The 12773-nt window shown below is 62.5% G+C and carries 11 protein-coding genes and 1 pseudogene; 5 read left to right on the forward strand and 7 right to left on the reverse strand.

Annotated features, from left to right (window positions below; translation table 11 throughout):
* From ACGYLI_RS11945 to ACGYLI_RS11965, 5 genes and pseudogenes are all read right to left on the reverse strand, one after another.
* A pseudogene (locus ACGYLI_RS11945) lies at nt 1-222 on the reverse strand (thiolase family protein); the annotation flags it as partial.
* The gene (locus ACGYLI_RS11950; RefSeq protein ID WP_394419343.1) at nt 219-1844 is read right to left on the reverse strand and encodes an AMP-binding protein; all 1626 of its coding nucleotides are present in this window, start codon (nt 1842-1844) and stop codon (nt 219-221) included. The pseudogene ACGYLI_RS11945 and the gene ACGYLI_RS11950, both read right to left, overlap by 4 nt.
* Complete coding sequence (locus tag ACGYLI_RS11955; RefSeq protein ID WP_394419344.1) at nt 1841-2320, reverse strand: aromatic-ring-hydroxylating dioxygenase subunit beta; 480 nt, start codon at nt 2318-2320, stop codon at nt 1841-1843. The genes ACGYLI_RS11950 and ACGYLI_RS11955 overlap by 4 nt, the downstream gene beginning before the upstream one ends.
* Nucleotides 2317-3651 (reverse strand): Rieske 2Fe-2S domain-containing protein, encoded by a 1335-nt coding sequence (locus ACGYLI_RS11960; protein ID WP_394419345.1) that lies wholly within the window; start codon nt 3649-3651, stop codon nt 2317-2319. Before ACGYLI_RS11960 ends, ACGYLI_RS11955 begins: the two co-directional genes overlap by 4 nt.
* Nucleotides 3652-3662: 11 nt before the next feature.
* Entirely contained in the window at nt 3663-4613 is a 951-nt protein-coding gene (locus ACGYLI_RS11965; protein WP_394419346.1) for a PDR/VanB family oxidoreductase, read from the reverse strand.
* Nucleotides 4614-4750: 137 nt separating this feature from the next.
* On the opposite strand from ACGYLI_RS11965, the gene ACGYLI_RS11970 reads away from it, so the two are divergent.
* From ACGYLI_RS11970 to ACGYLI_RS11990, 5 genes are all read left to right on the forward strand, one after another.
* The gene (locus tag ACGYLI_RS11970) at nt 4751-5245 is read left to right on the forward strand and encodes a MarR family winged helix-turn-helix transcriptional regulator (protein ID WP_394419347.1); all 495 of its coding nucleotides are present in this window, start codon (nt 4751-4753) and stop codon (nt 5243-5245) included.
* A gap of 138 nt (nt 5246-5383) precedes the next feature.
* On the forward strand, nt 5384-6403 hold the full coding sequence (locus ACGYLI_RS11975) for a TRAP transporter substrate-binding protein (protein WP_394411719.1): 1020 nt from the start codon (nt 5384-5386) through the stop codon (nt 6401-6403).
* A gap of 58 nt (nt 6404-6461) precedes the next feature.
* Complete coding sequence (locus ACGYLI_RS11980) at nt 6462-6965, forward strand: TRAP transporter small permease (RefSeq protein ID WP_394419348.1); 504 nt, start codon at nt 6462-6464, stop codon at nt 6963-6965.
* Entirely contained in the window at nt 6962-8275 is a 1314-nt protein-coding gene (locus ACGYLI_RS11985; RefSeq protein ID WP_394419349.1) for a TRAP transporter large permease, read from the forward strand. The genes ACGYLI_RS11980 and ACGYLI_RS11985 overlap by 4 nt, the downstream gene beginning before the upstream one ends.
* Before the next feature lie 94 nt (nt 8276-8369).
* A complete protein-coding gene (locus tag ACGYLI_RS11990; RefSeq protein WP_394419350.1) occupies nt 8370-9422 on the forward strand; it encodes a M42 family metallopeptidase in 1053 nt (350 codons plus the stop codon).
* A gap of 20 nt (nt 9423-9442) precedes the next feature.
* Here ACGYLI_RS11990 and ACGYLI_RS11995 read toward each other — a convergent pair whose 3' ends face one another.
* Nucleotides 9443-11419, reverse strand: a complete 1977-nt coding sequence (locus ACGYLI_RS11995) for a cache domain-containing protein (RefSeq protein WP_394419351.1) — start codon at nt 11417-11419, stop codon at nt 9443-9445.
* A 142-nt stretch (nt 11420-11561) separates the two neighbouring features.
* Nucleotides 11562-12713: a plasmid replication protein RepC gene (gene repC, locus ACGYLI_RS12000; RefSeq protein WP_394419352.1), complete on the reverse strand. Its 1152-nt coding sequence runs from the start codon at nt 12711-12713 to the stop codon at nt 11562-11564.
* Nucleotides 12714-12773: the final 60 nt, after the last annotated feature.

Below are 12773 nucleotides of genomic sequence, written 5' to 3' on the forward strand. Positions count from 1 at the left end.
GCTGAGCCCCAAATGCTGGGTCAGCCCGACCGGCGTGTCCGGCGCGAGCGAGAAGCTGGAGACCGAGAACCCGTCCAACGCCCCCGGCGCGATCCCGGCCTTGCCCAGCATCGCGCGCAGCGCGCGGGCGATCCACCAATGGGCGGTCTCATTGCTATAGCGGGCATAGGGCACCGAGGTAGGCGCCGCGAGCACGACGCCGTCATAGCCCCTGCGCCTCATGCTGCCGTCCGTTTCTTCATCCCGCGCAGGTCTTGCGTGGCGGGATCGTCCAGTAGGTCGGCGGCCAGCGTTTTCAGCACCCCGCGTTGGAGTTTCTGCGTCGCCGTCAGCGGCAGCGCCTCGACAAAGGCGATGAAGCCGGGGGCTTTGTAATAGGCAAGCTGGGTCAGGCACCATTCGGTGATTTCACGGGCCAAGACGGCAGGGTCAGCGCCCGCGTCCTTCGGCACGATACAGGCAAAAACCTCATCCCCGCGCACCGCGTCAGGCACGGCGGTCACGGCGGCGCTGGCCACGGCGGGGTGGCGCATCATGGTCGATTCCACCTCGACCGCCGCGATGTTCTCGCCCGAGCGGCGGATCACGTTTTTCTTGCGGTCGACGAAATACATCGCCCCATCCGGCGCGCGGCGCACGATGTCGCCGGTGTGAAACCAACCGCCCGCCCAAGCCTCATCCGTGGCTTCGGCGTTCTTGAAATAGCACGCAAAGAACCCGCGCCGCGGGTCGGCACCGGCCCGGCGCACTAGCAGTTCGCCTTGATCGGCCTCTTGCCCGGCATCGTTGAGCAGCCGGACCTCCAGCCCCCCTTCGGGCGCGCCGAGGCAGCTTTCGCCCACGCGGCGCGGTTCGCGGTTGGCGCAGATCACCGCCCCCGCGCCGGTTTCGGTCATGGCCCAAGCCTCGACCAATGGAAAACCGAAACGCGCCTCGAAGGCGGCGTGCAGTTTCGGGTCCACCCCCGCGCCGAAGCCGAAGCGCACGGCATGGTCGCGATCGGCTTCACTTTCTTCGGCCCCCATCAGCATGGATGGCATGACACCAAGGTAGTGCAGGCAGGTCGCCCCCGAGGCGCGGACCGAGGCCCACCAGCTGCGGGGGTGGAAGCGGTCGAGCGCAGTTAGGCAGCCGCCCACTGCGATCATCGCCATGAAAGAATAGGCCATCGCGTTCATGTGAAAGATCGGCAACGGCGTGATCATCCGCTCGCCGTCTTGCGAGAGGGCGCAAAGCCCGCCGGTGTCAGCGTACCACCGCCCGGCATCGAGGAAATAGGTGTTCGTCAGGATGCAACCTTTGGGCTGGCCGGTGGTGCCCGAGGTGTAGAGCAATGCGGCCTCGGCCTCCTCCGCTTCGCCCTGCCGTGCCGCGATGGTCTCAAGCGTTGCGGGTGCGGGCAAGGGATCCTCCGGCGCGATCACCGGCATGTCGCGCCCCGCTCGCCGCGCCGCCGCGCGCAGGTCCTCACCCCGCGCGGGTATCGCCACGGCCAGGACCGGCTCGGCATGGTCGATCATATAGCTCAGCTCCGCCGCGCGCAGGTCGGGGTTCACCGGCACGACCGACAGGCCCAAGCCGTTCAGCGCCAGCCACCAGAGGAAGAAGGCCGGGCGGTTCTCCATCAGCAGCATGACGCGCTGCCCGGGCAGATAGCCCGCCGCCGAAATGCGCTTGCGCAGGGCGGCAACCTCGCGCGCGGCTTCGGCATAACTCACCTCCCCCGCCGCGATGCCGTAGATGTCCGCTGTTTCCGGCAGGACGTTGAGGAAACCCCGTTCGGGGTGCCGCGCGGCGGTGTCTTCAAAGGCTGCGAAGACCGTCTTAGTCTCTGCCCCGATCATGGCAGCAACTGGATATTGCGGAAGGCCGCGTCGCAATTCACGATATCGACCCGTTTGTTGGCAATGCGGAGCCGCCCCTCGACCAGCGCCAACTCATGCCGCGCGGTGACGGCGAGCAATTGCTGCTCGTCCAAACGCGTCTCGACGTAGTGCATGAAGGTGGTCGTGACGAAACGCCCTGCCTCCGTGTCCATTTCGTCGACGAAGGGCCGTTGGATCACATGGTGACAGCGGCTTTTTGGCTTTTGGCTGAAGGTACGCGCGCCGTTCAGACGTTCGACGCGCAGCCTGAGCATGAACATATCCTCATACATCAACGAGGTCTCGTTGATCGGGTCTTTCTGTTGATAGTCCAACGGCATCCAATAGTGCCCATCCGGCAGCCAGAGGTCGAGCCATTCGGTATAGCGCCCCTCATCCAACATGCGCACTTCATCATAGATGAAGTCGATCAGGCTTTCGCGCGTCACACTCATTCCGCCGCCTCCGTCTTTTGGCCCATGGTCATGAACTTGACCCATGCGTGGAATTGGTTGCGCATCTGGCGTTCGGTGGTGCCGTTTTCGACCGCCTCGACCTCGAAATCCTCGTCCTCTTCGATCAGGCGCTGGATGTTCACCCATTCCAGCCCGTCGACCGTCAGCCCTTCCTGCGCCCGCTCGTACATCTCCAGATCGTCATGGCCGACGATGGAGGTGGGCGCGTTGATCATGCGGTTGTACATCGCGGTGCGGGCGGTCAACTCATCGGGTGCGTCGACAAGGCGGTAGATGTAGCTTTCCACCACGGTCCGGTCGGCGGCGATGGGGATGAAAACCCGCAATTGCTGGATCGGCCCCTTGATCATGATGTTTGGGAAATAGACCGTGTTGTGGCGGTTCTCATCAAGGATCGCCTTGGCCTTCTCCTCTCCATAGCTGTCGCAAAGCGCCTCAAAATAGCCGGGGATGGCGGAATAATCCGAGTGGATAGAGTGGTTTACGCCGGTGTGCCCATGCCCGTTGGGCCATGTGCGGATGCCCATGCCTTCGAAAAAATCGTAAGGCGACATGAAGGGGGCGATGATCTCCATCGCGGGGGGTTTGGGTGCGTCCTCAGGCAGGCCCAGTTCTTCGTAGAGCTTCACCGCCGTCCCGGCAGAGCTTTCATGTGCCACCATCGGGTGACAGGTGTCGGTCTGGTTTTCGACCAGCATCTTCCAGTTGCAATGGTGCATATAGCGCAGCGGCGGGCCGACCACTTCGAGCCGTCCGGCGGGGGAGCGGTCAACCATATTGTCGAGCGAGGACAGGCTTTCACCAAAGAACTCTTCAAAGCTCATGCCCTCTTCGGCCAAACGGGCAAAGATGAAGCCGCGGTAGTTTTTTACATCGCCGACGCTGCGCATCCCCTTGCCGCTGTCGGTCTCTTCCAGCCCGGTGTTCTGGTAGCCCTTCTTGAGCGGGATCGCCAAGAGGCAGCCATCGGTCTTGAAGCTCCACGCGTGATAGGGGCAGCGGAAGAATTTGCCGGTGTTGCCCTGCCGGTCGATCACGATCTTGGTGCCTTTGTGGGGGCAGCGGTTCAGCAGGACATGGATGTCGCCCGTCGAATGGCGCACCTGAATGACGGGCTGGGTGCCGATATGGGTGCTGAAATAATCGCCCGTATTCGGGGTCTGGCTTTCATGGCCGACAAAGACCCAAGCATTGGCGAAGAGATGCTTCATCTCCTGCTGGAATACCTCTGGGTCGGTGTAGATATCGCGGTGCACCTGATGTGGCTGCACGAGGGCGGCCAAGGCCGCCGGGCTGTCGTAACGTCCCATGAGTTCCTCCCTCAGATGTCGAGCACAAGGCGCGGAGATTTCGCGCGGCTGACGCAGATTTGCATGACATTGCCCGCCGCGCGCTCGGCCTCGGACAGGACAACGTCGCGGTGATCGGGGGTGCCGCTGAGCACATCGCATTGGCAGATGCCGCAATCGCCGCGCTGGCAGTCGTACATGACATCGACACCGCCCGCCTCCAACACATCGATGATCGATTGGCCGGGGGGGATGGTGAAGACCTCTCCGCTTGAGGCGACTTCAACCTCGAAGGCGCTGTCGCCCTCTTGTTCCTGCGGCGCGTCGAAGAGTTCGAAATGGATGCGCTCGGCGGCGATGCCCGCGGCTTCGGCTTTTGCCTTGGCCGCGTCGATCAACCCTTTGGGGCCGCAGACATAGAGATGCGCTTGGGCCCCAAGGCTGTCGATCACCGCGCCGAGGTCCAGCGCCGTCGCATCATCATCGCAATGCAGATGCAGCGCATCGCCGAAATTGTCGCGCAGGGCATCGCGGTAGGCCATAACGGGCGCGCTGCGGCCCGTATAATGAAAGGCGAAGTCCTGCCCCGCGGCCTTGAGCGTCGCCGCCATCGAGATCATCGGCGTGATGCCAATCCCCCCCGCCAGCAGCACGGCGGGCGCATCCGGGGACAAGGGGAAATCGTTTTTTGGCGCGGCGCAGGTGATCTCTGCCCCCGGCTTCAGCCCGTGCATATGGGTCGAGCCGCCCTTGCCCCCGGATTCGCGTTGAACGGCGATGCGGTAGCTTTCCGGGGCCTCGGGGATCGGATCGAAGGTGATCAGGGAATAGGCGCGGCTGTCGCCATCGGGCAGATCGAAAAGCACATGCGCCCCGGCGCCCCAATGCGGCAACGGGCTGCCGTCGGCGGCTGCAATCTCGAACTCGCTGATACGGTCGGTCAGCGCTGTGACCCTGCGCACGATGGCGTTGATCTTCGACATGTGATGTCCTCCCCCGCCAAACAATATGATTTTTCATATAGTTTCGGTCAAGGGTTTTCTTGCCAAGCGCGAATTTGCCCGCCATTTAGAGAGGCCGAGGCGCAAGGAGCCCTCTTTCCATCAAAGGGTTAACTGGTGTGACGCAGCAAAAGACCGAAGCAACCGCCCAAAAGGAGACGGGTCAGGAGGGGGGATTCGTCTCGGATTACCTGCTGTATCTCTTGGCGGCGGCCAGCGATGTGGCGAGCGCACAGTTCCACGCGCAGGTGCGCAAGGCGGGGCTGCGGGTGCCGGAATGGCGCGTGTTGGCCTGCCTGTCGGACACTGATGGCGCGATGATCACCCAGCTCGCGCGCCGGGCGCTGGCCGAACAATCCCGCCTCACACGGATCATCGCCCAGATGGAGGAACGCGGCCTGCTGATCCGCCGCAGCGACCCTGCCGATGGCCGCCGCGTGCGGGTGTATCTGACCGACGCGGGCCGCGCGCTGGCCGCCGAACTGGTGCCGCAAGCGCGCCGCCACGAGGCCGCCTTGATGGAGATGCTGAAGGGCAATGAGGGGGCCCAGTTGAAGCCCGCGCTGAAATCGCTGCTCGCCGCTTTGGATGACACGGGCGATCTTCGCGGCTGATCACCGCCCTTGCCCCGGGCGCAAAAAATGGTTCCAATCGTGCTGTAAATGTGAATACATGAAAAAGCATATACTTGGCGATACGGGTTTGGGAGAACCCTGCCAAGGCATATCGAACGGTATGGGGAGGAGCCCAAAATGACCAAATTCACCAAGTTTCTCACGACGAGTGCGCTTGCGCTCTGCACGGCGACCGGCGCTTTCGCCGCCGAGACGCTGACCATTTCCACATGGCTGCCGCCAAGCCACCCGGTCAACACCGGCATGTTCACCCAGTTGACCGACATGATGGCCGAGGCCAGCGATGGGCTAATCGAGACCGAGCTGAAAAACGGCCTCGCCCCGCCGCCCGCGCAGATGGACCTGCTGCTCGACGGGGCCGCCGATATCGCCATTCTGTTCCACGGCTACACGCCCGGTCGTTTCGTCGGCACGAAACTGGTGGAAATCCCCGGCTACGAAGGCAATGCCGAGGCCGCATCGGTCGCCCATTGGCGTGTGCATGAGGCGATGCTGTCTGAATTGGACGAGCACCGCGGCGTGAAGGTAATCGCGCTCACAACCCACGGACCGGGGCAAATCCACTCCAACAAAGAGGTGAACACCCTCGACGATCTGCAAGGGCTGAAAACCCGTCTCGGCGGTGGTGTCTCGGCGGATGTGGGGGCGGAGCTTGGCCTCGTCGGCATTCAGGTGCCCGCGCCCAAGGTTTACGAAACACTCGATTCCGGGGCCGCCGATGCGGTGGCCATGAACATGGGCGAGCGGATCAGCTTCAAGCTCAACGAAGTGGCCAAGAACGTCTATGAGATGCCCGGCGGCTTCTACCGCGGTTCCTTCTCGGTCATCATGAGCCAAGAGACCTTCGATAGCCTCCCCGAAGACGTGCAGCAAAAGCTCGACAGCGAAGTCTTTGGCGAGACGGCGAGCCGCATGATGGGTGCCGTTTGGGACCAGAGCGACGTTGACGCGCGTGAGGCGACCGAGGCCGCGGGCGACAACAAGATCGTCACCGCCTCGGAAGAGGATCAAGCCCGCTTTGCCGAGATGGCCGCCAAGGTGCGCGACAAGGTGATCGCAGAGCTCGACGAGGCCGGTGTCGATGGGCAGGCCGCCTATGAGATGATGCGTGAGGAAATGGCGAAGGCCAGCAAATAACCCCCACCGCCAAAGGGGCCGGGCGCAAACGCGGTCGGCCCCCAGCCAGGGAACCGCCATGCGCTCTTTAATCCGCCTAACCACCGCCCTCTCGGCCCTGCCGATGACGATGGCCTCTCTCGCGCTCTTCGCGCTGATGGTGCTGACCTTTGCCGATGTCATCATGCGGTCGGTCTTCAATGCACCCATCGAAGCTGCAACCGAGCTGATCCGCATCGGCATCGCGCTGATCGTTTTCTCTGCCTTGCCGGTCCTGTCGGGCCGCGAGGGGCATATCGCCGCCGATCTTTTGGACCGCCCCTTTGAAAACTGGGGGCTGCAACGCTGGCGCGACGGGCTAGTGACACTGGGCTGCGGGGTGATGTTGTGGTTTCCGGCAGGGCGGGTCGTCGACCTCGCCTACCGGGCGCTGAGCTATGGCGACGTGACCGAATATCTTGAAATCCCGACCTTCTACATCAGCATGTTCATCGCGGTGATGACCTATCTCACCGCTGTCGTGCTGATCCTGCGCGGGCTTTTGCGCCTCTTTGCGCCGCAACTTCTGGACCCTGCCACATGATCGCCTCTGCCATCGGCTTTGCCGCCGTTTTCGTCCTCGTCTTGCTGCGCTTGCCGATTGCCTTTGCCATGGGCCTCGTCGGGATGATCGGGCTGGTCTATGAGACCAGCTACCGCGCATCGATCTCCATGGTGTCGCGGCTGATCATCGACACCAGTCAAGACTACGGCCTGTCGGTGATCCCGCTCTTCATCCTGATGGGGCTTTTCGTCAACAAAGGCGGGATCAGCCGCGAGCTTTACCAAGTCTCTAACGCCTTTTTGGGCCATTTTCGGGGCGGTCTGGCGATGGCCACCATCGTCGCTTGCGGGGGCTTCGCGGCGATCTGCGGCTCATCGCTCGCCACCGCCGCCACGATGTCCAAGGTCGCCATGCCGGAGATGCGCAAATACGGCTATTCCGACAGCCTCTCGACCGCCTCCATCGCCGCCGGGGGCACGCTCGGCATCCTGATCCCGCCGTCGGTGATCCTCGTGATCTATGGCTTGCTGACCGAGACCTCCATCGGCGCGCTGTTCATCGCGGGCATCGTGCCGGGGGCGCTTGGCATCCTGCTCTATCTCTGCGCGGTGCGCTTTTCCGTTGCCATGAACCCCGAGGCCGGCCCCGCCGGCCCCCGTGCGACTTGGGGCGAGCGGCTACGCGCGCTCAATCACGTCTGGTCGGTGCTGGCGCTTTTTGCGCTGGTTATCGGCGGGCTCTATGGGGTCTTGGACTTCTGGCCGATCCACCTCGCCTTCTCCCCGACCGAGGCCGCGGGCATGGGGGCGGCGGGGGCCTTCCTCATCGCTTGGGCGCGCGGCGGGCTCAGCTGGCACGGTCTGCGTGAAGTGCTGGAGGAGACGACGCTCACCTCCGCCTCACTCTTCTCGGTGCTGATCGGGGCGTGGATCTTCTCCAACTTCGTGAACCTCGCGGGGCTGCCCGAAGGGCTGCTGGCCACCGTCACCGCGCTCGACCTTGGCCCTTGGGTGGTGATGGGTCTGATCCTTCTGATCTACATCGCGCTCGGCTGCATTTTCGAGAGCATGTCGATGCTGCTGCTGACGGTGCCGATTTTCTTCCCGCTGGTCACGAGCCTTGGCTTCGATCCGGTGTGGTTCGGCATCATCGTCGTTGTCGTGACCGAGATCAGCCTGATCACCCCGCCTGTTGGCCTTAACGTCTTTGTCCTTAAAGGCGTGGTGGGCGATGTTTCCACCGGCACGATCTTTCGCGGCGTCACCCCGTTCTGGCTGGTCGATATCCTGCGGCTGATCTTGCTGCTCGTCTTCCCCGCGCTGGTGCTGTTCCTGCCGGGTCAGATGTAGCCCCCTGCCCTCTCAGCCTCATCGCGCCGCGTCTGTTTGCACTTCGGCAGGCGCGGCGCGATAGTGCGGCCAAATCACCAAGGATGAGGCCAGCATGAACATCGACCTACTCAAAGACCTTTGCGAAACCCCCGGCGTTCCGGGGCGCGAACACCGCGTGCGCGATCTGATCACCCGTGAGATCGAAGGGCTGTTCGACCATGTGGAGACCGACGCGATGGGCTCCCTCCTCTGCCGCCGGGATGCGACGGCGGGCGATGGCAAGGCGCCCAAGATCATGCTGCTCTGCCATATGGACGAGATCGGCTTTCTGGTCAGCCATGTGTCGAAAGACGGGTTCCTCTACCTCCAGCCCGTCGGCGGTTTCGATCCGCGCAACCTCTTCTCGCGCCGGGTGCTGGTCTGCACCGATCAGGGCGATCTGAAGGGCGTGATGAACCCCGGCGGCAAGCCCATTCACATCTCCTCCCCCGAAGACCGTAAGAAGATCCCCGAAGTCTCGGAATTCTTCGTCGACCTTGGGCTGGGCGAGAAGGCGAAGGAGATCGTCAAGGTCGGTGACTTCGTCGTCATGGACGAGCCCTTCCTTGAGATGGGTGAGCAGTTCGTCTCCAAAGCGCTCGACAACCGCGTGGCCTGCTGGCTGGGGATCGAGGCGATCCGTGAACTGGCCGACAAGGGGCGCGGCGCGGAGATTCATGTGGCCTTCACCTGTCAGGAAGAAGTCGGCCTGCGCGGCGCGCGCACGGCGGCCTATAAGGTACAGCCCGACATCGGCCTTGGCATCGACACGACGCTGGCCTGTGACACGCCCGGCGTGCCTGAGCACCTCTCGACCACGCGGCTCGGCAAAGGCTTTGGCCTGCACGTCCGCGACAGCAGCTTCATCGCCGATGTGGACCTCGTGCGCGACATCGAAAAGCTGGCCGAAGCCCGCGACATCCCCTTCCAACGCACCATGCTTGCCGCAGGGGGACAAGACGGCGCTGCGGCGCAGCAAGCCGCCGCTGGCGCGCGGGCCGTGGGGATCGTGGTCGGCACCCGCTACATCCACACGGTGACCGAGATGGTGTCGAAAGGCGACCTGCAAGCCGCACTCGACATCCTCGTGGCCTATCTTGAGGGCTTTGACGGCAAGGCAGCCTAAAGCCCCTGCCCCCCTGCGCATCACGCGTGTTCAGGGGGGCCCGCATCCTCGGGGGCTTGCGGCAGCCAAACGGTAAAGGCCGCACCCCCTTCCTCCCGATTGCGGACCGTGATGATCCCGCCGGCCCGCTGGATCAGCGTCTGAGAGATCGACAGGCCCAAGCCCGTCCCCTCCCCCGGTTTGGTGGTAAAGAAGGGATCGAAAAGCGAGCCGAGCAGCGCCTCAGGCACCCCCGGTCCGCTGTCATGCACCGACAACGCCACACCGGCCACGCCCTCGCGATCCTCAGGACTGAGGTACAATGCCAACCGCCCTGCCCCCTGCATCGCTTGCACCGCATTGACTACAAGGTTCACCACGACCTGCTGAATCTCACCGGAGTCCGCGCGCACTGGCGGCACCTCGTCCAGATCACAATGAACCTCGATCCCGCCCCGGCTGATGAGGTGATCGACCAGCACGAGACAGTCCTGCACCAAGGGCCGAAGCGCAATATTATGTTCACAATCAGAAAACTCGGATGGCGCGGCGAACTTGAGCAATTTGCCGACGATGACCTCGATCCGTGACAGCTGCCGGTCGATCAAGCCGAGTTCCGTGGCCACCGGTTCTGCATCCGGGCCAAGCGTCTCCCGGATGACATCGACATTGCCCATGATGACCGCGACGGGGTTGTTGATTTCATGCGCCACCCCCGCGGTGATTTCCCCGATGGAGGCGAGCTTCTCGCTCATCACCAGTTGGCGAAAGGTCTGCTCCAGCTTCTCGTTCGCCTCGCGCAGTTCGGCAGTGCGCTGATCGACCCGTTGGTTCAACGCATCATTCCAGCTGCGCAACTGCCGGTCGCGTTCCTGCACCTGCTCCAGCAACCAATCGAGGTGATGCGCCACCGCCCCGATCTCATCCCGTGCTGGGACCGCGCCGATCCGCGCCGAGAGTTCCCCCTTGCCGACGCGGTGCATGACTTTTGTCATCCGTTCAAGCGGCGAGAAGATACCGCGGGCCAGCCAAAGGAACACCGGCGCCGACAGCGCCAGCACGGCAAAGAAAGCAGCTAGCATCCACCAGAACGCCTCCCGCTTCGCCTGCGCAAAGGGTGCTTCGAGAAAGCCGACATAAAGCATCCCTACACGCTCGCCGAAACTATCCGTGATCGGCTGGTAGCCAGAGATGTACCAATCGTTCACCACGAAGGCCCGGTCGAGCCAAGTACGCCCCTCAATCAACACGGCCTCCCGCACCTCTGCCGAGACCCGGGTGCCAAGGGCGCGCACATCTTCGAAAAGGCGCACATTGGTCGAGATGCGCAGGTCATCTAGGAAAAGCGTCGCCGTGCCCTGCCTGTCCCCACCGGTCACCGCGTTGAGATAGACGAGGTCATTGATCGTATCGATAAAGTCGAGGTTGCGGTTCAACAGCATCCCGCCGACCAAGACCCCTTGCCTGCCGTCCAAGTTAACCGGGCTCGCGGCGTGAACCACCATGCCGCGATCTTCGATCTCTCGGTCCGTGGGCACGGCGGCGGGCGTATCAATCACCGGGACCTGCGCGCGGAGCGCGAGGGCGTCGTTCAATCTTGTCAGCCGTGCGTTGCTGAATACATCGATCTCCGCTCCGCTTCGCCCTCGGGCGGCGCGGGCGATCACCGGCCAATCCTCTCCGTCTTCGATGGCGGCCTCAATGGGGAGAAACTGTAGAAAATCCAAACCCAGCCGGTCCTGTATCTCGGCAAAGAAAGCCGCCTGTTCTGGCGCCGGGCTATCAACCTGCTGGGCGAATTCGACGGACCCGGCGACGGCGTCCAACTCATTCCCCGTCTGCGCCAACAACCGGGCTAGATACTGGTTGGCGATCCTTAATTCGCTTTCAACATTCGCGATGAGGACTTCGTCATAATCCGCCGTCCAACGTGACATGCCCAGAACCAACAGAAGCGGCATCAGCACAATGAGCGGTGTGAGCGCGAGGATAAGCAGGCGGAGGCGGACAGAGGTCATGGGTTTTCCCGGAGAGGTTCACCTAAGTTAGCCGGTGAGCCGAGGAGGGTGAAGCATATGGAGGGATTTTGCCCGATAGAAGGCCCAGTTTCTTAAATTGCCAGGCGCAAGTTAATCTAAGTCACTGTAAAACCTATTGTTTTCAAATTGTCAGCTGACAATTTTGCCTATTTGCCAAGGCTGAGACCATCGGACCAAGGGAAAACGCACCATTTCGGGCCATCTGCGTCAAACGCCTCAGATAAGCTCCGGGGCTACGGATCGTCGCGGCTTTCTCAAGCAAGCACAGCACCGTGACCGCAGCGCTCTCCGCGCCCATATCTCGTTTTGCCTCATTTAACACGGGCGGGTCAATCCCCAGCATCGGTGCAATCCGGTCTCCGATCCGCACAAGGTCTCCCCAGTTTCCCATCGCATCCGGGAAAAAGCTGCGAACCTCTGTGCAGGCATCCACAACATCCGCGAATGATACGCCTTCTTCTTTCTCTGAATGATCAAGTTCTGCTTTGTCAGCCGTACGAGAGGCCACACCACCGTGGCCACGCTCTTCAGAGTCAAAATAGGATTTATCTGAATCCTGTATGTGCCGCTCATTTTCGCCGTCGTTGGCGCTCATTTGATCCGTAAGCGGGGCAGGGGGGACGGGTGCTGTTTCACCCATAGACTCCTTTCCACGGGCATTTTCAAGTGCCACTAGGAGCGCCGTCTCAAGCTGAGACAAAGCCATTTCATCCGGTTTGCGCCGCAGAACCCGGCCCGCCTCATCAGCCAATCCCTCGCCGCAACCCTCACGGATCAGCGCATGCCGGAGGACCAGAACGCGGTCCCTCAGCGTCTGCAAGCGATCCCGCTCCGCCTCGGCCGCCTGAGCTGCCGTCTCGATCATTGCTGCCTGCACCACGAGGGGGGCGAGATCAAACCCAAAGGCCAGCGCAATTGCACCCCCTTGGTTTCGTGCAAAACGCTTTCGGTTGGGGCTATCATGTCGCGCAATCAGGCCCACGCGGACCAACTGCGCCAGATGCCGCCTCAGAGTGCTCTCCGGCATACCGTGAAGCCGTTCAGAGAGCCGGGCGTTTGAGGCAAATACAATGCCCGCCGCGCCATCTGGAATATGCCGGCTTGGCAGAAAACTCAGCAGAGCCTTCAATACGGTGAGAGTGCGGTGCGACAGCTCGAAGGCCTCTGCCGCGGTTGTCAGCCGGTCGAGCAAAGCCCATTTGTCCGGCCCCTCGCATTCCACTTGGGTAGCCGATTTCGGCCGCCCGAACGCAGTTCGGAACGTGTTTTTCATTTGAAATCACGAAAGACAACAAAATACCGGCCCTATCCCATCGGGTAGAGTTGACATCGA

Origin of the sequence: Sulfitobacter sp. 1A13421 (assembly GCF_043557285.1) — a bacterium.
Taxonomy (GTDB): Bacteria; Pseudomonadota; Alphaproteobacteria; order Rhodobacterales; family Rhodobacteraceae; genus Sulfitobacter; species Sulfitobacter faviae.

Excerpts from the sequence above, each read along its gene's own strand:
- ACGYLI_RS11960 (WP_394419345.1), bottom strand. The coding sequence starts at position 3,651 with ATGGGACGTTACGACAGCCCGGCGGCCTTGGCCGCCCTCGTGCAGCCA.
- ACGYLI_RS11995 (WP_394419351.1), bottom strand. The coding sequence starts at position 11,419 with ATGACCTCTGTCCGCCTCCGCCTGCTTATCCTCGCGCTCACACCGCTC.
- ACGYLI_RS11965 (WP_394419346.1), bottom strand. The coding sequence starts at position 4,613 with ATGTCGAAGATCAACGCCATCGTGCGCAGGGTCACAGCGCTGACCGAC.
- ACGYLI_RS11950 (WP_394419343.1), bottom strand. The coding sequence starts at position 1,844 with ATGATCGGGGCAGAGACTAAGACGGTCTTCGCAGCCTTTGAAGACACC.
- ACGYLI_RS11975 (WP_394411719.1), top strand. The coding sequence starts at position 5,384 with ATGACCAAATTCACCAAGTTTCTCACGACGAGTGCGCTTGCGCTCTGC.
- repC (WP_394419352.1), bottom strand. The coding sequence starts at position 12,713 with ATGAAAAACACGTTCCGAACTGCGTTCGGGCGGCCGAAATCGGCTACC.
- ACGYLI_RS11955 (WP_394419344.1), bottom strand. The coding sequence starts at position 2,320 with ATGAGTGTGACGCGCGAAAGCCTGATCGACTTCATCTATGATGAAGTG.
- ACGYLI_RS11985 (WP_394419349.1), top strand. The coding sequence starts at position 6,962 with ATGATCGCCTCTGCCATCGGCTTTGCCGCCGTTTTCGTCCTCGTCTTG.
- ACGYLI_RS11990 (WP_394419350.1), top strand. The coding sequence starts at position 8,370 with ATGAACATCGACCTACTCAAAGACCTTTGCGAAACCCCCGGCGTTCCG.
- ACGYLI_RS11980 (WP_394419348.1), top strand. The coding sequence starts at position 6,462 with ATGCGCTCTTTAATCCGCCTAACCACCGCCCTCTCGGCCCTGCCGATG.